The 22576-nt window shown below is 44.1% G+C and carries 23 protein-coding genes; 17 read left to right on the forward strand and 6 right to left on the reverse strand.

The features are described from left to right. Window positions 1–2: 2 nt before the first annotated feature. Both HYN43_RS29315 and HYN43_RS29320 read right to left on the reverse strand, forming a co-directional pair. A complete protein-coding gene (locus tag HYN43_RS29315) occupies window positions 3–956 on the reverse strand; it encodes an FAD:protein FMN transferase (RefSeq protein ID WP_119407363.1) in 954 nt (317 codons plus the stop codon). After that, on the reverse strand, window positions 943–1380 hold the full coding sequence (locus tag HYN43_RS29320) for a thioredoxin family protein (RefSeq protein ID WP_119407364.1): 438 nt from the start codon (window positions 1378–1380) through the stop codon (window positions 943–945). Before HYN43_RS29320 ends, HYN43_RS29315 begins: the two co-directional genes overlap by 14 nt. Window positions 1381–1776: 396 nt before the next feature. Here HYN43_RS29320 and HYN43_RS29325 point away from each other — a divergent pair, with 396 nt between their 5' ends. The 6 genes from HYN43_RS29325 to HYN43_RS29350 all read left to right on the forward strand — a co-directional run bounded on the left by HYN43_RS29325 (window position 1777) and on the right by HYN43_RS29350 (window position 6615). After that, window positions 1777–2049: a hypothetical protein gene (locus HYN43_RS29325; RefSeq protein WP_119407365.1), complete on the forward strand. Its 273-nt coding sequence runs from the start codon at window positions 1777–1779 to the stop codon at window positions 2047–2049. 469 nt (window positions 2050–2518) lie between these two features. Further along, on the forward strand, window positions 2519–2890 hold the full coding sequence (locus HYN43_RS29330; protein ID WP_119407366.1) for a hypothetical protein: 372 nt from the start codon (window positions 2519–2521) through the stop codon (window positions 2888–2890). Between the two features lie 88 nt (window positions 2891–2978). Then, window positions 2979–3209: a DUF6597 domain-containing transcriptional factor gene (locus tag HYN43_RS29335; protein ID WP_119407367.1), complete on the forward strand. Its 231-nt coding sequence runs from the start codon at window positions 2979–2981 to the stop codon at window positions 3207–3209. Further along, window positions 3206–3664 carry a helix-turn-helix transcriptional regulator gene (locus tag HYN43_RS29340; RefSeq protein WP_119407368.1) on the forward strand — a complete coding sequence of 153 codons (459 nt, stop codon included), beginning with the start codon at window positions 3206–3208 and terminating at the stop codon, window positions 3662–3664. The genes HYN43_RS29335 and HYN43_RS29340 overlap by 4 nt, the downstream gene beginning before the upstream one ends. A 470-nt stretch (window positions 3665–4134) precedes the next feature. Next, window positions 4135–5322, forward strand: coding sequence for a paraquat-inducible protein A (locus tag HYN43_RS29345; RefSeq protein WP_245447083.1), 1188 nt, complete (start codon window positions 4135–4137; stop codon window positions 5320–5322). Beyond that, window positions 5323–6615 carry a paraquat-inducible protein A gene (locus HYN43_RS29350; RefSeq protein ID WP_119407369.1) on the forward strand — a complete coding sequence of 431 codons (1293 nt, stop codon included), beginning with the start codon at window positions 5323–5325 and terminating at the stop codon, window positions 6613–6615. Window positions 6616–7255: 640 nt separating this feature from the next. Here HYN43_RS29350 and HYN43_RS29360 read toward each other — a convergent pair. Next, window positions 7256–7837 carry a hypothetical protein gene (locus HYN43_RS29360; RefSeq protein ID WP_119407371.1) on the reverse strand — a complete coding sequence of 194 codons (582 nt, stop codon included), beginning with the start codon at window positions 7835–7837 and terminating at the stop codon, window positions 7256–7258. A 16-nt stretch (window positions 7838–7853) separates the two neighbouring features. Further along, the gene (locus HYN43_RS29365; protein WP_245447085.1) at window positions 7854–9185 is read right to left on the reverse strand and encodes an OmpA family protein; all 1332 of its coding nucleotides are present in this window, start codon (window positions 9183–9185) and stop codon (window positions 7854–7856) included. Between the two features lie 169 nt (window positions 9186–9354). Here HYN43_RS29365 and HYN43_RS29370 point away from each other — a divergent pair, with 169 nt between their 5' ends. The 8 genes from HYN43_RS29370 (at window position 9355) to HYN43_RS29405 (ending at window position 19454) form a co-directional block, all read left to right on the forward strand. Continuing rightward, the gene (locus tag HYN43_RS29370; protein ID WP_162996678.1) at window positions 9355–10068 is read left to right on the forward strand and encodes a LytR/AlgR family response regulator transcription factor; all 714 of its coding nucleotides are present in this window, start codon (window positions 9355–9357) and stop codon (window positions 10066–10068) included. A 104-nt stretch (window positions 10069–10172) separates the two neighbouring features. Then, on the forward strand, window positions 10173–10616 hold the full coding sequence (locus HYN43_RS29375; RefSeq protein WP_119407374.1) for a hypothetical protein: 444 nt from the start codon (window positions 10173–10175) through the stop codon (window positions 10614–10616). A gap of 41 nt (window positions 10617–10657) precedes the next feature. Next, window positions 10658–12310, forward strand: a complete 1653-nt coding sequence (locus HYN43_RS29380; protein ID WP_119407375.1) for a sensor histidine kinase — start codon at window positions 10658–10660, stop codon at window positions 12308–12310. A 149-nt stretch (window positions 12311–12459) separates the two neighbouring features. Further along, window positions 12460–15906: a PAS domain-containing protein gene (locus tag HYN43_RS29385; protein ID WP_119407376.1), complete on the forward strand. Its 3447-nt coding sequence runs from the start codon at window positions 12460–12462 to the stop codon at window positions 15904–15906. 168 nt (window positions 15907–16074) lie between these two features. Further along, a complete protein-coding gene (locus HYN43_RS29390; RefSeq protein ID WP_119407377.1) occupies window positions 16075–17649 on the forward strand; it encodes a PAS domain-containing sensor histidine kinase in 1575 nt (524 codons plus the stop codon). Beyond that, window positions 17639–18004 (forward strand): response regulator transcription factor, encoded by a 366-nt coding sequence (locus HYN43_RS29395; protein ID WP_119409183.1) that lies wholly within the window; start codon window positions 17639–17641, stop codon window positions 18002–18004. Before HYN43_RS29390 ends, HYN43_RS29395 begins: the two co-directional genes overlap by 11 nt. A gap of 663 nt (window positions 18005–18667) precedes the next feature. Continuing rightward, window positions 18668–19108, forward strand: a complete 441-nt coding sequence (locus HYN43_RS29400) for an Hsp20/alpha crystallin family protein (RefSeq protein WP_119407378.1) — start codon at window positions 18668–18670, stop codon at window positions 19106–19108. Between the two features lie 52 nt (window positions 19109–19160). Next, window positions 19161–19454, forward strand: a complete 294-nt coding sequence (locus HYN43_RS29405; protein ID WP_119407379.1) for a hypothetical protein — start codon at window positions 19161–19163, stop codon at window positions 19452–19454. 728 nt (window positions 19455–20182) lie between these two features. On the opposite strand, the gene HYN43_RS29410 is transcribed toward HYN43_RS29405, so the two are convergent. Then, complete coding sequence (locus HYN43_RS29410; protein WP_119407380.1) at window positions 20183–20452, reverse strand: hypothetical protein; 270 nt, start codon at window positions 20450–20452, stop codon at window positions 20183–20185. A 246-nt stretch (window positions 20453–20698) separates the two neighbouring features. On the opposite strand from HYN43_RS29410, the gene HYN43_RS29415 reads away from it, so the two are divergent. Continuing rightward, on the forward strand, window positions 20699–20965 hold the full coding sequence (locus HYN43_RS29415) for a hypothetical protein (RefSeq protein ID WP_119407381.1): 267 nt from the start codon (window positions 20699–20701) through the stop codon (window positions 20963–20965). A 267-nt stretch (window positions 20966–21232) separates the two neighbouring features. Beyond that, a complete protein-coding gene (locus HYN43_RS29420) occupies window positions 21233–21559 on the forward strand; it encodes a hypothetical protein (protein WP_119407382.1) in 327 nt (108 codons plus the stop codon). On the opposite strand, the gene HYN43_RS29425 is transcribed toward HYN43_RS29420, so the two are convergent. Then, entirely contained in the window at window positions 21556–21816 is a 261-nt protein-coding gene (locus HYN43_RS29425) for a helix-turn-helix domain-containing protein (RefSeq protein WP_119407383.1), read from the reverse strand. The genes HYN43_RS29420 and HYN43_RS29425 overlap by 4 nt on opposite strands. Before the next feature lie 352 nt (window positions 21817–22168). Here HYN43_RS29425 and HYN43_RS30565 point away from each other — a divergent pair, with 352 nt between their 5' ends. Then, window positions 22169–22315 (forward strand): hypothetical protein, encoded by a 147-nt coding sequence (locus HYN43_RS30565; RefSeq protein ID WP_162996679.1) that lies wholly within the window; start codon window positions 22169–22171, stop codon window positions 22313–22315. Window positions 22316–22576: the final 261 nt, after the last annotated feature.

Consider the following 22576-nt stretch of genomic DNA (forward strand, 5'->3'; position numbering starts at 1 on the left):
TACTATTTGATATGGATGTTTTTTGAAGTATAAAGCCTGTTGTCGTCATCTATAATCACGCAGGCTACCTGTTGCATCTGGTTGATCATGTCCAGGCCTACCCGGACGCCCATCACGGTCACCGGCGTAGCCATGGCATCCGCAAATTCCGCATTCGGGCAAATTACGCTTACGCTTTTGATGCCTGATACGGGCAGCCCGGTTTTCGGGTCGATGGTGTGCGAGTATCTCTTACCATTTATAATGGCGTATTTTTCATAATTCCCGGATGTAGCGATTGCCATGTCGCTGATGTTAAGCGTTGAAAATGGGCTAAGCCGCTTGTCAGGGTCAGCGATAGCAATGGTCCAGGGTTTGCCGTTAGGCTGCTGCCCCCACGTAATGAGGTCCCCCGCCGCGTTCACAATGCCGCTTTTAACCCCATGCTGTTGCAAGATGAGTTTGGCCCTGTCGGCGGCGTAACCTTTGCCTATCCCGCCAAAGCCAATCCTCATACCCTGCCTTCTCAGAAATACGGTACCATCCTGAGGATCGAGGATCACATTCTTGTAGTTAATGAGATCAACAGATCGAAGTGCTTTTTCTTTGCTGGGTAACACTTTCATGTTCACATCAAAATTCCAGAGGCTTTTATCAATTGAACCATAAGTTATGTCAAAAGCCCCCTGGGTAAGCGCCGATATTTTAAGTGACCGTTCGATCAGCAGGTAAACTTCCCGGTCTACTTTTACAGGTTTAATGCCAGCCTGTTCATTGATCAGGGAGGTTTGGCTGTCATCGCTAAAGGTAGTCAGCAGTTTCTCGATCCTGCCGATCTCCCCGATAGCCAGGTCGATGCGGCTATCGGCCCATGCTGCATTATCGCTGACAACACTGATCTCGAAACGGTTTCCCATTAATTTCAGTACCCGCCTGTGCACACTTAGCGCCCCGCTTACATGCTCAGTTTCCTGCATGAACGAAAGGTTTGATCTGATCGATGAACTGGTCGGTTGATTCGTTGGGGTAGCCATCCCAATTCTTTAACACTTTTCCATTTTCATCGACAAGCAGCGTAAACGGAAATTTGCCATCAGGATTATATCTTTCAGCAAGCGCCTCATTGAGTTTGACCTGCTCTTTACTGAGCTGGTTTTTCTTCTGCCGTGGAAAATCGGCGCGGACCAATACTAAGTGATCTGATGCGAAGGCATCAAATTGATCTGTTTCGAGTATTTCCTTTCGCAGCCTGATACACGGCCCGCACCAATCAGATCCGGAAAAATTAATTACGATAAGTTTATGGGTGGCCGCCGCCTCCGTTTTTGCTTTATCAAAATCTCCAAGCCAGGTGACAGGATTGGCCAGAGCATAGAAAAATATCAATGTTAATAGCTTCATATTTTTATTTTTTATAAAACAGCTTAAAAGGTAAGCGGTTAACGCGAATTGATACTGTAATTAGCAGGTGGGTTGGTAGAACTCCAGTGTCATTAAATCGGAGTCGTTGTTATTTTAATAAAACCATTTGCTGTTGCCCTGGTTAACCGACTAATCAAAAGCAATTATAGGTCAACATTCTGTAGTTGAAATGAAATTGAAGCCATTCAACGGAATTTAACAATATTTCGATGATTGATAATCAATTGATTTAATTAACAATTTTTCACCTTTAGCAAACGGATGGAGCGTTGTTTATTTTCTTTTGAGGTGTTTTCACACTTCAAATTTGCTTCAAATTTTGGTTTTAATTTAGTAGGTTAAATGGTCTGATTCGAAGGAGCAAAAACAAAAAAGATGAGTAATCAAAAACAATTTAGGGCCTCTAAATCACGCATCACCAAACAACAGGAAGAATACAACCTGCTTACCAACCACATACTTGAATATATAAACAGTATTGATGAAGATAAGGATGCCGAAACGCTTTGGCTTGGCTTCAGGGAAAAAGGCAATAAGATGAGTAATACCACATTTAACAATAGGCTTAAAAAACTTGTAGATACGGGGTTAATCGAAAAAACATCTATCAGGTACAACAAAAATTTTTATCGCGCTTTAAAAAAATAATTATTTATCGCCTTCTGGGGGCGGCTTTGTAAAAGTTGCTAAAGGTGAAGATGACGATTAATGAAATTTATATGAGTAAGTACCACGCTTGATCGTGGCACTTATTTATAGGCTATGAACTGCTTACTTATTCGAAAGTTTAATTCTAATCCCAGCATTTATAACTCCACCATCCTATGGGGCATAAATGTCTTTGAAAACCGGGCTCGTGATGCTTCCGGTATAAATACTCCCCCATTTGGTATGACGCTGATCGGTCAGGTTTTCCGCATTAATAAATATGTCGAGATGTTTCCACATTTTTTGCACCAATCAACCAAAGGTTGCATATCCTTTTCCCCTTGTGCCATCGCTTAACAATTGAGGCCGGGTATAAAAACTCTCGGCACCAAAACGGAAACTGCCTTCGATCTCATAGGTGGCACCAAAGCTAAATTGATTTTTTAGGTGTTAATGGCTGCGTACCGATTTGGCCATTAAAGTGCTCTTTGGTATCCGTGTAAGTGTAACCCAGGTAAAAAACGAGTTCATCCATCACCAGTTAGATATTAGTTTCAGCGCCCAGAGAAAGCAAATGGCCTGGCGTGTCAACAAATGTATTGTTTTGCAGGATGAGTGGATGGTCAACCCGAGTAGAAAAGAACAACTGGTTAATATTAATTCTAACAATGGGATTGTACTACTGGCTATCGTCGCCTTTATTGCAGTTGCTTTATTGATCAGGCACGAAAAAACGACGATTCAACCCGTTGTAAAACTGGAACTTTTCAAACATCTTAGTTTTTCTACAGGCATGGATACCTCATTTTTATTTGGCATAGGCCTTTATGGTTCTGTATAGTGAGAAATTAGCGGCACAAGTCGTTTCGATATAAGGACAAATGTCAAAATATCAATCTTAGAACTCAAATAATCCCTAATTTTACGGTATGGGTATATCTGAATTTCTACCTGATACAAACAGGCAAAAGCATATTGCCTTCTATTGGGTGCTTCAGACAGAAGCAGCGGTAGACCCGTCCGGCATGCGGATCTATGCCGATGGATGCTCTGATATCATTTGCAATGCAGGCGACACCATCGCTTATTTTTACCCACTGGAAGGAACGCATCAGGCCATCCCTTTATATCCCGGACAGCTATACTGGGCGGGACAATGACCGCTTACGGCGTGCTCAAAAGCAAACCTGGTTGTACGCTGACCGGCATCCGCTTCTGGCCGGGCGGTTTTTATGCCCTGTTCTCACAAACGATGGAAACAGCGGTTGATTCGACTATTGAATTTCCAGACGAAGATTTACGCACACTGATGCGGCAAACCGAAAACATGGACAACAGGCTGAACCAATGGTTTACAGACCGCTCAACTGACGCGGTGGTGCAGGTTGCCGGTAAATATGATTTTATCTATCTCCGGAAACGGATGTACGAATCCGGAGGGCAGGTAACCGTTGAAGAACTGGCAGATGAAATGTGTGTCAGTAACCGAACGCTCGAACGTATTTTCAAAAAGAACGTAGGTATCCCACCCAAGGATTTCCTGCGGATCGTCAGTTTCCAGGAAGTGCTCGGTGCTATCGATAATCCCGGGGTGATCACCAACCTGAGGCGATGAAGAATAAAGCTATGGTGACTTCAGGGGACCCTCATTTAGTCGAGAAAATGGTTCGATTTTCTCCAAGTGAAGTAAATGCCATCAAAAATTGATGGCATTTTTTATGATTTAAATTTTCTTACAACAATGCAGAACAGAACATTTGTAAAAAATCATAAAACAGTTGATGGAACTGAAGTCTCAAACAGCTGAGTGTATGGGATGTGATGCCCGCTTTTATCAAACCCTGTCCGGGAAAAAGTACAAAAAGGGGGGAGGGGATTCCTACATTAAACGGCATAAGGGACGTGGCATGATATTATATAGAAAATGTCTGAACCTGTGATGAGCAAACCATTTTTACCATTTAATGTATCTTGGCCAATTATAGATATCTACCGAAACTGCTTTTGATCCTCGGCCTGTCCGTTCTGCTAGGCCTGGAAGGTTTTTTCAGTTACCAACTCCACGATTTGTCCGCCCGGCAGGAAATGATCAAGCAGGACCATTCCACCGTCAATAATATTTCCTATGGTCTTTTATCCGTTGATCAGTGGCGGGAAGAAGTAGCCGGAATCGTGAACCGGCAGGTTAAACATTTCAAACTTACGTTAAAGCAAAAACAGGAATTACAGGCTGAAGTGGAGTCAGTGCTTTACGCCCTGATCCGCAAAGCCGAGGCCATGGTGGCAAAGAAACCTCAAAGTCTCGCCGGAAAGATCCGGAAGCTGGCCGTAAAAACTTTTGTAAAGACCGATAAGATCAAAGCGCAGGTTCCTGATTTCGCGCAGAAGATCATCGCCAAAGCCGATAATCCCAATCAGAAAAACAAACTGAGCAACCTGGCCATGGGTAAATTCACCCAGCTGCAGCATACCGATAGCATGGATAGCACCCTGCGCGCCAATCATGCCTTATTTGAGCGCATGTATCGTAAATACCACGTGCATTCCAAAGCAGAATTAAATGAAAAACTGGGCGGCCAATTACAGGAGATCCGCACAGCGATGTACCGTTATTGCTTTTTAATGCTCGGCTGCATCCTCGCCGTACTGGCATTATGGTGGATATTGCGCAAACGTACCGAACTGCACGGCACTTTATTTATCCTGTCCCTATTGTTCGCCTTTGTCCTGTTGGCCGTGGGCCTGAGCGCTTCGATGATTGAGGTCGACTGCCGGATCAAAACACTGGATTTTATGTTACTGGGGGAGCACGTATCCTTTAGAGACCAGGTGCTTTTTTATGAAAGTAAAAGCATTCTGGGCGTAGTGGAAGTACTGGTGAAACAACCCGCCATTGATTCGATCGCCGTAGGTGTCCTGATCCTTTGCTTCAGTATCCTTTTCCCGGTGATGAAGCTGACCTCCACCGGCATCCATCTGCTGAGCAAAAAGAAACTCGCCGAGAACCGGATCATCAAGTATTTCGCTTTTCGGTCAGGCAAATGGAGCATGGCCGATGTAATTGTGATCGCCGTTCTGATGACCTATATCGGCCTGAATGGCCTCCTGGACAAGCAGCTCGCCATGCTCAATATTCGCGGCCAGGACCTTACGCTGATCGCCACCAACAACACCGCTTTGCAGCCCGGCTATATTGTTTTTATCAGCTTTGTGTTGTACGGCCTGATCCTGTCCACCATCCTGAAATATATAACCCCGGATGATGCCCACTAAATGAAGTACACCGTTTTAAATATCATCGTGCTTGCCGGACTCAGCGTATTGCTTGCCGGAGCGGTTTATTCCGGCTATAAACTGGCAGCTACATCCGGCGAACGAGAACAGGTCAAGGAAGACTATGCTTTATCCAACAGCGTTACTTTCGGTTTATTTTCCATCGATCAGTGGCGGAACCGCATCACCGATGTGCTGAGCAACCAGATCCAGGATTATCATATTACCAAAACGCAGCAAAAAGACCTGCTTGTAATGGTCGAAAAGGAGATGCACGGCCTCGTTAGCAAAACCGTAGCCGAGATCAACCAACCTCAGAAAGGCCTGGGCGGCAAGTTGAAAAAACTGGCTTTCAATACCCTAGTTGATTCCGCCGAATTACAAGCCCAGGTCAGGCCCTTTGCCAAAACCATCGTAGCCAAAATAAGCAGCCCTCAAAGTGAAAAACGCCTCAAAAACATCGCTGGCAGCAAAGTCAACCAGCTGACCAGCCAGATCTATGACAGCGTGAGCGTAGCCAACTACGCCGTCACCAAATACGTTTATAAAAAATACAAGGTGTCCGATCCGATAGCTTTTAACCAGCGCATCGCCCAAAGCCTCAATGTGCTTAAAAAACAACTTATTACCTATGTATGCATCATGCTGGGCTGCGTGTTGGCCGCACTCTTATGGTGGTTTACATTACGAAAAAAAATACACCTACAAACCCCGCTGTTCCTTTTCGGCCTGTTGTTTGCATTTGTCATGCTGGCCACCGGCAGCCTGCTACCCGTTATCGAAGTGGACGCCCGTATCCAGTCGCTAGACCTGGAGCTGCTGAACGGAAAAGTGGAGTTTAAAAACCAGGTGCTTTTTTACCAGAGCAAAAGCATTTTGGGGATTGTCGAAACCCTGATCAGCCAATCAAAGCCCGACGCCATCGTCGTAGGCGCACTCATCCTGTTGTTCATCCTGGTACTCCCATTGTTGCGCCTGATTGCCAAAGGCTTATACGTACTCAACCCCAACCGCCTCGGCCGTAACAACATCGTCCGCTACCTAACCTTCGAACTGGGCAAATGGGATATGTCCGATGTTATGATCGTCGGCATGCTGATGACCTATATCGGCTTGAACGGCATCCTGAAAAGTCAGCTGTCAGGTTTAAATATTCACAGCGGATCCCTGAATGTCATCACCTCCAACGGCACCTCGCTGCAACCCGGCTATTTTATTTTCGCGAGTTATGTTCTGTTCGCCGCAGCGCTCTCCTATATTTTAAAACGCGTTTCACCTAACGATCGCTTATGAAAACATCACCCGGAAAGCAAGATCAAACCCTGTTATTGGCTGCACTTGTCGCAAGTGCCATGACTATAGGTACATTAAGCTGGTTATGCCTGACCAGGAGCGGAAAAACATTTGTAAAATCCAGGATTAAAGACCTGGCAGCCCTATGGATATGCCGTGATACCGGGTTCTCCCATAGAATAATACGCCCTGTAATGGATGAAATCGTTGACTAGGCCTGTCATGGAATCATAGATTGAAATATAATTGCCGGATGACTTATGTGGGAAACAAAAAGGATAGTATTGAACAAAGAGCAAATTGGATATTCTGAAGCCGTTGAGCAATTTGTTCCGGAAAGGAATCCATCGAATTCTGTTATACTTTAATCATGCTATCTACCCGAGCTTTATGTTTGAAATGTGATTTCATCAACACAAGTCATTCGTCAAATGGGTGCGGAAAAGCATGGATTAATTATAACGGAATTTCTAATAAATCACGGCCAACTTGATCTAAGTACTTGCGCGGTAGATCCTATTTAAATAATTTTTGAATAATAAGGTCCTGTATGTTTTTGCTGGTGAATGAGTTAAATAGAAGTTCGAGGGGGTGCCCGTTAAGGATCCTAAATAAAAAAAGGCCCCAGCGGGGCCTTTTTTTATTTCACGTCACGTTTGACCTTGTTAAGAGTGCGCTTTCCGGGGAGATAGACCTGGAAACCAAATGATAAACCAAGACTACTTTGGTAGCCCGCGTTGCCAAAGCCTCCAACACCCTGGTATTTGACCATTGTCTCTAAGCCAATATTTGGCGTAACAAAATAGGCAAAGCCCGGTCCGAAACTAAAGTCCAATCCATTGGTGTGGCCCCCGCCATCGCTGACATTGATCCCGCCAAGACCGACTGTTCCTTCTCCAAAAAAACGCCCGTGTTTAACTACTTCCATGTCTGCCCCCGTATAATAGCGTCCGAGTCCGCCGATTCCGTAGGTTACCGTAGTAGCCGAAGCTTTTGCTGTTTGTATCCCAAGGTTGACATACCCGCCCAATGCGACATTGTCTTTTACAAACCAGGCCGCCTTTGGCGTCAGGTCAAGACTGAATATTTTGGAGTTATCCAGTCCAAGGCTGATATTGGACAAACTGCCGCCCACCATCACATTTCCCTGCTGGATCTGGGCGTTAACGATAGTCACTTGCGCTACCGCGGCAAGTAACATTAACAAGAATATTTTTTTCATTTTGCTTGATTTTGATTTAAAATAAGGTGAATTCAACCCTGCGGTTTTGCTGGCGGCCGGCAGCTGTTTTGTTACTTGCTATAGGCTGTGTCTGGCCATAACCCGTCGCTTCAATCCGTGATGCATTAGCTCCTTGCGCAACCAGGTAAGCTTTAACTGCTTCCGCGCGGTTTTTCGAAAGACGCATATTCAAATCAGCAGACCCTGTGTTATCGGTGTGGCCTGCCAGTTTCAGACTGAAGTTCTTTTCAACCAATAAGGCAGCAACCTTATTTAAGGTCGCAAATGAATGTGCACGAATACTCGCTTTGCCCAGGTCGAATTCCAGGTTGCGGATTGCTTCATCAACCACTTTGCGGTCTTCTTCTGTAACAATTACTTTTTGCTGGAATACCGGTACGACGCGTTTAATCGGGCAACCTGCGCCATCAACCTGCGTGCTGTCGTTCAGCACGGTGCCGGGGCATTTATCAAATTTATTGGCAACACCGTCATGGTCATCATCGGCCATGTCCATTGCATATTGCTGCTGGTCTGCCTGGCGTTTTGCTTCTGCTACTGCAAGACGGTTACGCAGTTCTGCACTTTCTGCTGCATTGGCTTCACGCAGCGCCGCTATCGGGCTGTAGTTTTGTAATTGGGAAGCTTTCTTTTTTCCAAAAGCGATCTCTATACCTGCATGGGCATAAGAATAGCGATCGTTTAAACTACCAGCCACGCCATCAAAACGGTTCGTCTTCATAAATCCTACGGTATACCCCAAATCGATATTGACTGCCTTAGAAACACCAATCTTAAAACCGGCACCAACGGGAACAAACCAGTTACGCCGATAGCCGATATTGTCACTGTTTGGCGTGTTGTAAGCTATAGCATTGTAAGACATATAACCCGCACCGGCTGTCAGGTAAGGCGATAATAACGACCGCTGGTGATTCAGGCTCATGTTTGCAATGGTGAAATTAGCGCTAACTGAACCTGACCATTCGATACGGGTATCGAAACGGCTGGCGTCCTGTGCTTGTGACGAGGACGCGAGCGAATTTGCATATGCGCCTTTTACGTGACCCATCAGGAAATCGGCCTGCAGGCCAAAACTCGGTAAAATTTGTTTTTTGATGTAAGCGCCATAGCCCCAGTCTGCCTGTGTCTTTTTAAAATCGCCATTGTTGCTGTTATTGAAAGGCGTGTAATGCGTCAGGATGCCACCATTGAGCCCAAGGGACCAGGTACGGAAGGCCTTCCTGTCAAAGCGCATGGTGTCCGTCGCGTTGTTCTGTGCGAAGACTGTAGCCGGGCCGCATATTATTGCCGCGGCTATCGCTACATGTTTAAGTTTCATTTTCATAGTTGTAGAATTTTATCTGCCCAAAACAACGAATGGAAACCCAAACCTTGGAGTCGGTTCGACGAAATGCCCATTTGATCAGACGGAAAGTAACTTTGCTTCGGCGGGCTCCTCACCAACCGCCTCCAGCGTAGTTGGAATGGATGCGGAACGATTGTATCTTAGCTTTATGGAACAAATGCTTAATTGCCTGGTGATCGACGATGATCCCGAAGTGAATGCCTACGTATGTGAAATGGTAGAACAAACTCCTTTCCTTCGCCTGGCGGGCAGTTACGACAATGCCCCGGCTGCTTTAAATATGCTGGAAACCGGCGGCATCCATTTACTGATATTAGATATCAATTTACCGGGCATAGATGGGGTGACCTTTGCAGGCACCTTGAAAAACATGCCCGGAAATGCCGGGCCACGGGTGATTTTGATCAGCGGGTCGCGTGAATATGCGGTTGACGGTTATAAGGTAGATGCGATAGACTATTTGGTAAAGCCGTTTTCGTACGAAGATTTTTACCGGGCTGCAGCGAAAGCACGTGGACAGGCGCTGAATACTAAACCTTCATCGCCAAACGACTTTCTGTTTTTAAAAGTCGAAAGGGACCTGTTAAAGGTCAATATTCATGAGATCACCTATCTTGAAAGTTTCAAAGATTATGTGAAAGTTTTTACAGGTGAAAAAATGATCGTAGCCTTGTCTACGCTGAAAGCATTGGAAGATCGCCTTGCAGGCCATCGCTTTATGCGCGTCCATCGATCATTTATCGTTAACCTTGATAAGATCGATCATATCCAAAACCTGACGATAAGGTTCGGAAAAACTATTATTCCGGTTACGGAGCAATATCGCGAAGCATTTACTGCCGCATTCCGTGAATGGCTGTGACGGACAATAGTGTATTTTCGTCGGCTGACTCTTAGTTTTCGTCGAACCGGCTTGGCGGTTTTTTTCCAACAGCGTTGATTTGAATAAAATTTAAATCTACGACCATGAAAAAGATTATTATGATTGCCCTGATGCTTAGTTTAGGGATTGCGGCCAAAGCCGAGTCAAAGAGCGACTCTACTAAACGGGATACAGTTAAAATAAATAACCAGCTGCGAAAACTTCAGGAAAAGCTAACTGACCTGCAAACCGAGCTGACGAAGGTACAAAACAGGCTTCCTGGTGAGCAATCAGCCGCCGAAGAAGCAGCTAATAGCTCTACAGCAGCACAGGAGAAAAGTAAGCGGGCTGCAAATTCTGCATTGGGTGGTGACGCCGGCGATAACCGCAAAGCGGCAAAGGCCGCAAAAAAAGCGGCAAGAGAAACCGGAGATGCCGAAGATGCCGCCAACAAGGTCAGGAAAGACCAGGACAAGATTAGAGATCTAAATAAGGATATCGATAAAACGAACGAGAAGATAGCCAAACTACAGCGCGGTGATTCCTAAAACTTTACCGCGAAAAATGTTGTTTACCGTACATTACCCTTATGACAACAAAGGCCGACAATTTCTCGCATATCGTTAACCGTATCTTGATCATATTCCTGTTGTTTACCTTTTTGGTAACAACAGGATCTTTTGTTTTAAGGCACACGATAACCGTCAAACTTGATAAACTGGGCGCGCAATTGAAAAGCCCTTCTTATAAAGAAAGCATCAGCGCGTTGCTGGTTGACCTGGATGTGGCTGAAAATAGCTTTCAGAAAGCGACCACTGATGGCAACCCGTCCGACTTGATCATTTACCAACGGAGACTTGATACGATTTTCCATGGCATGAGTGCGATTATTGATCATTACAGGCAGGGTGGAGACACTACGCTCCCGGAAAGCCGCAGGCAGTTGGAACAAAAGCTGCAACAAAAACTGGAACTGTCAACACAATTATTCGGTCTGCGAAAACATTTTGACTCTTTGCTTAGGGTCACGACTTTTGACCGTATCCACAATCGCATGAGGTTTATGCGACCTGCTTCTGTAAGCATTAAAACCGATACGGTAGTTACCACTAAAAAAGAAACGACTAAAAATAGCTTGCTACGCAGGCTGAAGGATGCCTTGCATGCTACACATTCAGTCAAAGTGCTTACCGTTCGTCAGCAACAAAAGGAAAGGGCTGGACTATCTGACGCCGCCGCCAAAAGCCTGTTAGCCCAATTGGGGTCGCAATACGGCAGGATGGCATTATCCGGGCAAGCCCTCGTCTCTGCTAATCTTAATCTATTGACGGAGCTTCGGCAGCTTACGGGCCAATTACAAGATATTGATCAGATCGCCTATGAACGCAGCAGGGAGGCAACCTTACAAGCTTATGCATCAGCAACACGCGATTTAAATACGTTCACCGGTATTGCACTGATCGCTGTACTGATCTTTATCGTTTTACTTATCGCTTACGTTCGCCGGGCAGGCTGGGCTGAAAAGCGGATCCGTATAGAAAACGGGCGTGCGATCAGATTAGCTGGCCAAAAATCGGAGATTTTAGCAATTATGAGCCATGAGATCCGGAATAAATTGATGGCGATCAACGGTGCTGTTTCAACAATCAAAAAAACACCCTTAACTGACCAGCAGGAACAAAAGATTGGATCTATTACATTGGCTTCGGGGCTGGTCCTGGAAACCATTAATAATGTTTTGGATGCCACTAAAATGGAGCGAGGATATGCGGACGATAACAAATATGAACCCTTTAATCCTAAGAATGCATTGCGTGACGCAGTAGAAGCCATGCGATTTATGGCTGAGAATAAAAAACTGGAATTAAAATTGCAAATGAACAGTGATGAGGGAATAACAGTTCATGGAGACAGCTTCCGCCTCAAACAAGTCCTTTTGAATTTAATAAGCAATGCGATCAAATACACACAATCAGGATCAATATTGGTTAACGGAAAACTCATCGGTTACGATTGGGGCTATCAGCTTAAGGTAGAAGTGACGGATACAGGCGTTGGTATACCTCAAAGTAAGCAAGCGCAATTATTCACGCCTTATTATCAGGCGGGCGGCCAAAAGCCAGGTACTGGCCTTGGATTGTATTTATGTAAACAATTGATCACCCGTCAGGGCGGAAACATCAGTCTGGAAAGCTTGGAAGGAAAGGGTACGACAGTCTTTTTTGAAATTCCATATACTTAAAAGCATGATCGCAATGACCTTGTAAGCGGGCAGTTAGTAGATATTCTGTAAGTAATTCGAATCTTATTAATTTATATAACTACACGTTTATTTCAACAATTCGGAGGTTTTTAAGTTATAAGTGGAAACATTTAAAAGCCCAAATAACCGTGAACAAGGAATATGCTTTTTTAGCCGGGAGCGGCGAACATCATGATTTAATTAAACAGACCGACTGGTCAGCTACCAGTTTGGGTAAACCTGAGTCGTGGTCGGAAAGTCTACGTTCAGCGGTCAGCATTGTGCTTAATTCCGGGTTTCCAATTGCTATATACTGGGGTGCCGATTTCAGTTTGATTTACAATGAACCCTGGAGCACTATTCCCGGCCAAAAGCATCCCTGGGCTTTAGGTAAACCAGGTGCGCAAGTCTGGACAGAGATATGGGCGGGCTTAAAAGATGAATTTGAATCGGTTTTACATGAGGGCGCATCTTACCGTCGCCCTGATGCCCCACTTTACATGCATCGGTACGGTTATACAGAAGAATGTTATTTTGATTACACACTTTCGCCAATCAAAGCCGCAGATGGGAGCGTTGGCGGTGTTTTTAACGCCGTGATGGAAACCAGCTTCCGCGTCATCAATGATCGCCGCAATCAGCTACTTGTCGCGCTGATGAACCGGAAAAACGAGGCACGCCGATTAACTGAAGCATTACAAGTTATCAAAGATATTTTGCAAACGGGCCAGGCGGACATTCCATGCTTTGCTATTTATGGTACTCGAAACAACGACCACACTACAATCCTGGCCGCCGCTGGCTGGGATGCCAATCGTTTGGCACTTGTTTCCGATGGTCACCTTCAGGATATTCATTTTATTTATCCAGATGATATCAGCCTTTTTTGGCCTGAAGCCCTTGTAGAAGCTTATGCTGCACCAATAGCCCACGGGGATGCCGAAATGCAGGGGCAGTTCGTCTGCGGGATTTCTGCACGAAAGCGACTTGACAAGGATTATTCTTTATTCATCGAAAGTACAGCCTTTCACATCGGAACGATCCTGAACAACGCGCTGGCTTACGAACTTAGCCAGGAATTCCAGAATCAACAAACGCTGAATGAAGAACTCGCCGCCGCAAATGAAGAACTCGCCGCCACCAATGAAGAATTAAACTCCACTCAGGAAAATCTTTACCAGCTGAATGCCGCACTGGAGGAACGTGTGCATAAGCGCACCGCGGAACTGAGTCTTGAACGAGATAAGTTACACCGTTTTTTTATGAAAGCGCCCGCCGGTATTTGCATTTTGTCCGGCCCGCAGCTCATTTTCGAACTGGTTAATGGCCCGTACCAGGAATTCTTACCGGAAAGGGAATTACTCGGGCGTCCAATATTTGAGGCCTTGCCGGAAATTGAACATCAGCCAATTGGCGACATTATCCGCAAAGTTTATAATAACGGAGAGGCCTATCACGGAAATGAACTTTTAGTACCGCTGACCGATCCGGACGGCAAATTGGCAGACCGTTATTTTAATTTTACCTATCAGCCCCGTACAGACGCCTCAGGCGTTACGGATGGCATTATGGTATTTGCTTACGACGTTACTGAACTGGTTCGCGCACGGAAGCATTCCGAGAAGGTTGAATCCGATCTCCGGGACCTGGTGATGAATTCCCACTATCCGTTAATGATCCTGCGCGGCCCCGAATATATAGTGGAGATCGCCAACCGCCCTTTGGCAGATTTCTGGTATAAAGATCTCGAAAACATTACCGGACAAAAACTAATGGATATTTTGCCGGAATTGATCGATCAACCTTTTCCGGAGCTATTGGCGCATGTCTATCAAACCGGTGAAGCTTATGGGCAGGAAGAGGAAATATTTTATGTGGAAAGTGATGCAGGAAAGTTGACAAAATACATCAGTTTCTATTATGACCCGATCAAGGATCCTGACGGGAGGGTCAACGGTATCATCGTTACGGCAGCTGACATTACCGAAATGGTAAAATCGCGTCAGCTGCTTCAGGAAAGCTACAGTGAACAACAGTCGCTGACCGAGGAGGTGGCGGCCACTAACGAGGAACTGGTAACGACCAATGAGGAACTGAGCGAAACGCAGCGTTTATTAGAGCAGACGATTACCGGATTGAAGCAAAGCGAAGAAAGGTTTCGATTTTTGCTGAATGCTGTACCACAACAGGTTTGGACTGCCAAACCTGATGGCGCGCTCGATTATGTTAATGATGTTGTTTGTGAAGACTTTGGGGAAGATTCCAATGAGACCATTGTAGGCAACGGCTGGCGAAATTACGTTCACCCGGACGACCTGCCTGGTGCCCTGGAAAGATGGACCCGCTCGCTTCATAATGGCCGTGAATACCTGACTGAATTCCGTTTACGTTTCGCTGATGGAAACTACTACTGGCATTTGTCACGCGCGCTGCCCCTGATCGAAGAAGACCGCATCGTATTATGGGTGGGTACCAATACCAATATTCATCAGCAAAAGACCAATGAATTCAAAAAAGACGAGTTTATCAGTATCGCCAGCCATGAGCTGAAAACCCCTTTGACAACCATCAAGGCGTTTTTTCAATTGACGCAGCGGGAGATCAATCAGCAACCACGCATCCAGCCGCTGATCGGCAAGGCGCAACGGCAACTGGACCGGCTTGGCCGGTTGATCGAAGACCTGCTTGATGTATCCCGCATCAATGCCGGGAAAATGGTCTATCACAAGGAACAATTTGATTTTAAACTCATGTTGCGCGAAGTTGTTGAAAGTATACAGCATACGACAAATACCCACCAGATTATTCTGGATACGGATTGTCAGGTTATTTATAGTGGTGATCAGCACCGCATTGAACAGGTAATGGTCAATTTGATCGGCAATGCGATCAAATATTCGCCAGATGCAGATCAGGTTATCGTACGCTGTGCGCAGGAAAATAAAAACCTCATCGTTTCGGTAGAGGACTTCGGGATAGGTATCCCTGAAGAACACCTTAAAGGCCTGTTTGATCGGTTCTACCGTGTCGATAATTCATCAGCGAGATTTCAAGGCCTTGGCCTGGGCCTATTTATCGCCTCGGAGATTGTTAAGCGTCATGGCGGCAGTTTCTGGATCGAAAGCACGTTAGACAAAGGTTCAACTTTTTTCTTTTTACTGCCATTAAACGGGCAGCAGGAGTTTTCAGACATCTCGACAGACCTGCAAAGCTACTATGAAGGTAGTTTTATCACCATCCATTACCAGCCTGATGGCCAATATATGGATGTGGACTGGAAGGGATACCAGAACTATGATTCCGTAGTTAAAGGCTGCGAGACACTCCTTGATCTGATGAAAAAGAATCAATGCTCGCTGGTATTAAATGATAACACTTCCGTGAAAGGTAACTGGTCGGAAGCGTCAGACTGGGGTGCAGAAGTCTGGTTCCCGGCGATGGCCAAAGCCGGCCTGAAGAAATTCGCCTGGATATACTCACCCAGCACTTTTAGCCGGATCGCGGCAGGCAAGAGCCTGCCTTCCGAATATGACACCGTACAAGTTGCTTTTTTTGATGATAAGGAAACGGCTGCTAAATGGCTGTTAAAACGATAAATATTCTTCGGAAAAGTGTATCAAAAAAAGGATGTTTTAAAGCCATGTGTATAGTTCATTGGCTGCGATGGACAGCCTTTTACCTGTAAGGCGGTTTGGAATAATTATTGCCTCCAGCATGCAGGAAAATAAAGAATGACAAGTAAAACTACATAGCTTATTTATACATTGGATAGTTTATATAATGGGGAATTTAGTTTTTCAAACAACACCTCAAAACAAGATTTTGAATTATTGACAAAGGCGCTGGATGCTTCCCTGTCCGGCATTATAATCACCGATAACAGGCAACCCGACAACCCTATAATTTATTGCAATAAGGCGTTCGAAGACATCACCGGTTACCATCGTTCTGAGATCATTGGCCACAATTGTCGTTTCTTGCAAAAGGACGACCGCGATCAGACTGCCCGGCATACTCTCCGTGATGCGATTGATAACGGTACCAATGCTGTAGTAGACATCCGAAATTATAAAAAGGATGGAACGCTTTTTTGGAATGAACTATATATGTCACCGATCAAAGACGGGGACAACCAGGTTAATTACTTCATCGGTGTTCAAAACGACGTTTCACGCCGCAAAAAAGCCGAAGATGAGGTGAAGTCCAACCATGCGAAAATGGAACAGCGAATCCAGGAACGTACCAAAGACCTCCGCGAAAATGAGGAATATCTGGCCAGCATCGTGCAGACCGTTCGGGAGAGCCTGATCGTGCTTTCTCCTGATCTGAAAGTATTGAGTGTCAACGATCATTTCATCAATACATTTAAAGTCACCCGTGAGGAAACTGAAGGCAAAAAACTCTACGACCTGGGTAACGGACAGTGGAATATACCTGAATTACAAGAGTTGCTGGAGCAGATTTTGCCGACCAATAACCCGGTAACAGATTTTGAGGTTGCGCATGATTTTCCGCATATTGGTAAAAAGCTCATGCTGCTTAATGCACACCGCATCGAACTGGAGGGACAGTACAAGGACCGCATTCTGATCGCCATCGAAGATATTACCGACCGTCGGGCCATCGAGCAGCGCAAAGATGATTTCCTGTCCATTGCCAGTCATGAACTTAAAACCCCGTTGACAACAATCAAGGGCTATGTGCAAATCATTAACCGTCTCATTAAAAACTATGACGATGAAAAGCTTCGGGAATCGGTTGGTAAAACGAGCTTATATGTCGAACGCCTTAACAACCTGATCGGGGAACTGCTGGATGTTTCGCGCATTCAGTCCGGCATGATCGAGTTGCACAAAGCGCCATTTGATTTTGATCGTATGATTAATGAAACCGTGGCAAGCATCCAACATGGCAGCGGGACCCACGAGATCATCATAACCGGCCAGACAGGTGTCCAGTTTAATGGTGATGAATCTCACATCACCCAGGTGGTGACTAACTTGCTGAGCAATGCAATTAAATATTCCCCGGATCATAAGAAAATTGGAGTACATCTTTCCGTGCTGAGCGGCTTTATCAAAGTCGCGGTGACCGACCACGGTGTTGGCATTGCTAAAGATGAACAGGCTAAAGTATTTGACCGGTTCTATCGCGTGAGAGACGTCCAGCAAAAATTTCCCGGGATGGGTATCGGGCTTTTCATCTGTGCTTCGATTGTCAGCAACCACAATGGTACACTATGGGTAGAAAGTGAACCCGGCAAAGGATCGACTTTTAGCTTTACCTTACCGCTGACTTCTAATTATCCCAGTAAAAATGGAGGTGATAATGGCCGCTAAGATATTGATCTGTGATGACGATGAGGGGATATTAGACCTTGTCGAATTAGTGTTAAAAGAAGAAGGCTATGAAGTGATCCCTGAGCTTAACAGTCTTAACGTCGCCAACCTTGTCGGTAGTGAAAATCCCGATCTTGTGGTACTTGACTTATGGATGCCGGTACTGTCCGGCGACCAGGTACTGCGTAATCTAAGAAAAGACCCTACTACAAAAAATCTTCCGGTTATGGTCATATCTGCAAGCGGGGATGGCAAGGCAATCGCTATGAACGCTGGGGCTAATGACTTTATACCTAAACCATTTGATCTCGATCATTTACTTGGAAGGGTAAAAGCGTTGCTGGAAGCAGCTTAAAAACATCTCTGATTGATGTATTATAACAGGGTAGTTTGAAGCAGGCAACTTTTGATAAAAAAATTTTGTAAATGGGTCCACGCATAACTAACGCATAGGGAAAAGGATTCAGCTACAAAATATATCCGGTTGCCACTGCCCCTATATTGTGCAGGGTTACGGGAAAATTCTCCATCCACTTTCTGGACGTTTTTATGGATAGTCATGAATTGCCCCAATATCATTTAATAACCCTTGTGCAGTGGGATCATCTGTACTATTCGGTGACTAATACCTATTGGGCGGCAATGTTATGATTACATTTATTCATTATCGCCTGGCTAAGGTGGCAGAAGTAATTAAAATATTATTACTGCTGCACCGATCTACTATTGATCCTTTATGACTTTTTTTCTGCAAATTGTTAGTGGTTCGCGATTCAAAAAGCACTCAGCGGCGCTATACTAACTGCGGGCAGCACTAATGTGACCGACCTGATGAGTTTTATATCGAAGTATACAATTCCAAAAAAATGAGATTTCACACTGCAAATTTTTCATAAAAACTGAACTTTTTTCAGTAAATATTCTCATTAAAGCTCATGGCACAGTACTTGATTGTTTCCAATCAGTTTAATTAACATCATAAGTTTCAAATCATTAATCTACTAAGGAGGAAAGACCTATGACTTTGGTTAAATTTAATCCCGCAAAAAACAGCAACTCATTAATTCCCGGCCTTAATGACGTATTTGATTCCGTTTTCAATGACACATTCTTTAATGACCGACTGACCACCCGCGTGCCTGCTGCTAATATTAGTGAAACTGAAGATCACTATCACGTAGAGCTGGCTGCGCCCGGTTTGAAGAAGGAAGAGTTCAAGTTGAACCTTGACCGTAATGTGCTAAACGTGGCTGTGGAACGAAGAATCGAACACAATGATGCTGCGAAGAATTACAGCAAGCGTGAGTACAGCTACAATTCCTGGGTTCGCTCGTTTACCCTGCCCGAAAGCGCGAATGCGGAAAGCATCGAGGCGTCTTATACGGACGGCGTGCTGAAAATTGATATTGCGAAGCGCGAGGAAGCAAAAATTGTTCGTCGCCAGATCGAGATCAAGTAACTAGTATTGATGCTAATGATACGGCCCCGGTTTGGGGCCTAACTTATTTACCATGGAATCATCATTTTACTTATTGATCAGCCTTAAAACACCGGGAAGCTATGAGCCTTTTGGTGAATTCGACTTGGGAGTTGATCGGGAGTTAGCTTATGCTTTGTTTGACAGTCTGGATGGAAACCCGGAAATGGATGATCTCTGCCATTTTCATGTGGACCTCATTGAAACCGTTGACACCCTGCCTGAAAAAATTCGCAGTAAATGTTGCAGGCTGGACGAATTAGGGGTAAATGCAGAACGGGTGGCTTTGGAAATATTCAGACAAAAAAACTTGAGGGGAGAAACATGATCACAAAAACATTATTAACGCTGCTGCTTTTTGCGGCTGTACTCATATTGTTTCGCAAAAACGATGATGATCTGGCTTGGTAATAGGGGGCGATTTCTAATACCGTAGTAAATGTTCTAACTGTTCAGATAATTGTCAGAATTGCCTGATTATTAAGAAAATGTTTATTAATTTTGCATAGTCATACTAAACCGATGTATTTATGGAAAAATTATTAATACTTAGAATGTTCTTATGTTTTCCTCTCGCCGGCCTATTGTTACCTGACGCTATGGTTATGTTATCAGGAACTTCGCTTTTTATCCCGACCGGTCATCTGGCTGTCGAATCGGGATTAATCATATTAATATTGATGTGCAGTGCTGCGATATACTACAAAAGAAGGAATAGTAATTCACCTGACAATGAAACTTCACTTTCCTGAGAAAAAGCCTCAACGAGAGTCCAAGGAATGTCGTGCTTCGTCTAATATGTCGGGGAGTAGAAGAAGCCGGCATTGATAATTTAAAAAGTTTTCTTTGACCAACTAATAATGTCGTTTTACTGTAGACGTAAAAGTTAATATCGGCCTGATGAATAATATCATTCAGTAGGTTTTTGGGGGGACGAATCGGCTTATCGTCGCTACAATCAGCAAAAAGTTTGGAAACACGAGACGTGTTTCACAGTTTGTCGCTGTGTTATAGATGCGTTATTTAAGATGGCTTAAGATTAATCTATGAATGGAGTTATTCTAACCTGCTTTCTTGTTCCTCACAAAATGCAACATAGTTTTCAAAACCGCAGAACTGCGCCAATGTATTTTTGGTGAATGCTGAAGGTGGAAATTTTTGCGTCATGAAACCATAAAGACGCAGGATCGTTACTTCTGCGATTTGGTGGTTGGTTTGCCTTGTTATCAATTCTGAAAGTTGTTTGGCTTCATGGGAGACACTTAGCAGCGTGTTGCCTTTAATCAATACTAAATATTTAAGTGAATCCAAATAAGGGTCATTCATTGAATACATTCATTTAAAAAATTATGCGAAAATCCCTTTCTTTTGTTCGCTATCATAATGCAATCATTACCAGTTTATTGGATTTTATGTTTTTGAGGGCAGTTTATTAGTAAGTCTCGCTTAAGCGGCAATCATATAGTGAAAATAAAAATAACTTTTTTTCACTAATCAAGATCCGGGCAGATTATTATATTTGCCGATATTGTTTTTAAGTAACGGATAAACAACACCTATATTTATCTTAAAATGCTTACTTCATTACAAAAATCTTTTTTAGAGGCGCGGGTTGTCCTGCCACGCCCTGCTGATTTCGATGAAGATGTCATTATCGTTTCAGTTGGCAATGAAAAATCTTTATTCAGTCACCGCCATGTCCGGGCAGCCGGCAAATCTCACCATTTTGTATTCGTTAAGGAAGAATCAACAGGATGGGTGTGCGCTGATATCAAACTTCAGGAATGGATCGAGAGATATAATGCCGATGCTGAAAAACTATTACAGCATTTCGCGTAAGCATCGTTTATGCCTAGCTTTAGTAGAATTTCCCCGTGCGGAAGAAAATTAAGCTATTACGCGATGTGCCCGCGGCGATTTTAATTTCCCACATAGGTTTCTATTGCGTAGATACGAGGTAATCCGTTGAAGCCCTACTTACTTTCACGAAAGAAACCTTATTTCCGGTCAGTGCGTAAAACCTAATTTACAATCCCTTTATCGCTGGCAAAGCCTACTCCTGCTTATTGAATCAGCAGCAGGTGGCTTAATCCGTTACGTCAGAAAATGAAAGTTATTAATGCTGTTTTCCATCCCTCTACCGACCCCTTTGTATCGGAAATTCAGGCGTATTGCAAAACGCTTGTTACGGGTACTACACCCGCGCTTTCCGGCACATACCATCTTAAAAAGCTTATCGAAGAACGGATAGCTGAAATCAATGCGAATCACAAAAACATAACGCTCCAATATCTTGAATTTGAAATATACATAGATACCACCGTTGAAATTTTTAACATGATTTTCGACAATGACCTGATAGTTGCCTCAGTTACCATCAGAAAAAGTGAATTTGAAAACGCCTTCCAACACCATGACGATACGATCTTTTAGGGGGTATGTTTTCCTTGCCTCGCAATAGGAGTAGGTGCCGGATAGTTGATTAACTCAGGAACGGTCATTTCCAGTAATTCGGCAATCATTAACAAGCGCTCCACCGTTAACGTACTGTTTCCAAGTTCCATTTTACTATAGGCATTCTGGCTTATTGAAAGTTTTGCAGCTATGTAAGCCTGGGAATAATTTTTCTTCTCTCTGATAAATCTGATCGTGTTAACGAGTGACTTAATCTTAGTATGTATCTCTTGCATGAATTTTATTGCACCATGCGGCCCCCCTCGAAGGCGCCGCTATTACAGATTTTCCGCGTACAATTTTAGTGCCGCAGACAATCGCGGCTATGTTTAGTTTGTTATTTAATAAACCATCAACCGTTTTTCACAAAACGGGACATTTATTTCCCATTCCTACTATCAAAAATAATTTGCTCACGCAAAAGAACAAGGCATTCTATACACTAAAGATCCTCGGAAGCTTTTGCTATATGCCGAAAAGATTGCGCGTGAGATCGACAATCTATTGAACAAACCCATTAAATTCAGTCCTTACTGTTCGGAAATAACAATTAAAGGCAAATCCCAACTCGAGTTTTATAGAGTCACGATGAAAAATCAGGGAATTGAAATCCTCCCGCCTGTACTGGAAAGAATCTTCGATAAAGCGCCCGATTTAAAACAAGAAGGGATTGATAGTGAAAAATTTTATGTGCTGGGTTTATATAGAGAACTTGGGCAGAAAGTAATCCACTAAACGGAGCATTATTTACTATCACTCTATTTTATAAGTAAACCTAAACAGGACTTTGAAAAAAATATCAGAAGCCGAATTTACTTTCATCGCGTGCAGCATAGTTCTTAATTTCGATGGCATCCGTAGCATTCATCCTCAGGTCCAAAAAAGGTACTTATTTTCGTTTTTTAAAAGAAAAGGTGATCCCATGTTTCCAATATTTCTCTAAAGAAGCCATACTGAAAAGATTGATCAAATGTAACAGAATTTTGAACTTGAAAT

The sequence above is a fragment of the Mucilaginibacter celer genome (assembly GCF_003576455.2).
Taxonomy (GTDB): Bacteria; Bacteroidota; Bacteroidia; order Sphingobacteriales; family Sphingobacteriaceae; genus Mucilaginibacter; species Mucilaginibacter celer.

Excerpts from the sequence above, each read along its gene's own strand:
- HYN43_RS29315 (WP_119407363.1), bottom strand. The coding sequence starts at position 956 with ATGCAGGAAACTGAGCATGTAAGCGGGGCGCTAAGTGTGCACAGGCGG.
- HYN43_RS29320 (WP_119407364.1), bottom strand. The coding sequence starts at position 1,380 with ATGAAGCTATTAACATTGATATTTTTCTATGCTCTGGCCAATCCTGTC.
- HYN43_RS29325 (WP_119407365.1), top strand. The coding sequence starts at position 1,777 with ATGAGTAATCAAAAACAATTTAGGGCCTCTAAATCACGCATCACCAAA.
- HYN43_RS29335 (WP_119407367.1), top strand. The coding sequence starts at position 2,979 with ATGGGTATATCTGAATTTCTACCTGATACAAACAGGCAAAAGCATATT.
- HYN43_RS29340 (WP_119407368.1), top strand. The coding sequence starts at position 3,206 with ATGACCGCTTACGGCGTGCTCAAAAGCAAACCTGGTTGTACGCTGACC.
- HYN43_RS29345 (WP_245447083.1), top strand. The coding sequence starts at position 4,135 with ATGATCAAGCAGGACCATTCCACCGTCAATAATATTTCCTATGGTCTT.
- HYN43_RS29350 (WP_119407369.1), top strand. The coding sequence starts at position 5,323 with ATGAAGTACACCGTTTTAAATATCATCGTGCTTGCCGGACTCAGCGTA.
- HYN43_RS29360 (WP_119407371.1), bottom strand. The coding sequence starts at position 7,837 with ATGAAAAAAATATTCTTGTTAATGTTACTTGCCGCGGTAGCGCAAGTG.
- HYN43_RS29365 (WP_245447085.1), bottom strand. The coding sequence starts at position 9,185 with ATGAAAATGAAACTTAAACATGTAGCGATAGCCGCGGCAATAATATGC.
- HYN43_RS29370 (WP_162996678.1), top strand. The coding sequence starts at position 9,355 with ATGGAACAAATGCTTAATTGCCTGGTGATCGACGATGATCCCGAAGTG.
- HYN43_RS29375 (WP_119407374.1), top strand. The coding sequence starts at position 10,173 with ATGAAAAAGATTATTATGATTGCCCTGATGCTTAGTTTAGGGATTGCG.
- HYN43_RS29380 (WP_119407375.1), top strand. The coding sequence starts at position 10,658 with ATGACAACAAAGGCCGACAATTTCTCGCATATCGTTAACCGTATCTTG.
- HYN43_RS29395 (WP_119409183.1), top strand. The coding sequence starts at position 17,639 with ATGGCCGCTAAGATATTGATCTGTGATGACGATGAGGGGATATTAGAC.
- HYN43_RS29400 (WP_119407378.1), top strand. The coding sequence starts at position 18,668 with ATGACTTTGGTTAAATTTAATCCCGCAAAAAACAGCAACTCATTAATT.
- HYN43_RS29405 (WP_119407379.1), top strand. The coding sequence starts at position 19,161 with ATGGAATCATCATTTTACTTATTGATCAGCCTTAAAACACCGGGAAGC.
- HYN43_RS29410 (WP_119407380.1), bottom strand. The coding sequence starts at position 20,452 with ATGAATGACCCTTATTTGGATTCACTTAAATATTTAGTATTGATTAAA.
- HYN43_RS29415 (WP_119407381.1), top strand. The coding sequence starts at position 20,699 with ATGCTTACTTCATTACAAAAATCTTTTTTAGAGGCGCGGGTTGTCCTG.
- HYN43_RS29420 (WP_119407382.1), top strand. The coding sequence starts at position 21,233 with ATGAAAGTTATTAATGCTGTTTTCCATCCCTCTACCGACCCCTTTGTA.
- HYN43_RS29425 (WP_119407383.1), bottom strand. The coding sequence starts at position 21,816 with ATGCAAGAGATACATACTAAGATTAAGTCACTCGTTAACACGATCAGA.
- HYN43_RS30565 (WP_162996679.1), top strand. The coding sequence starts at position 22,169 with ATGAAAAATCAGGGAATTGAAATCCTCCCGCCTGTACTGGAAAGAATC.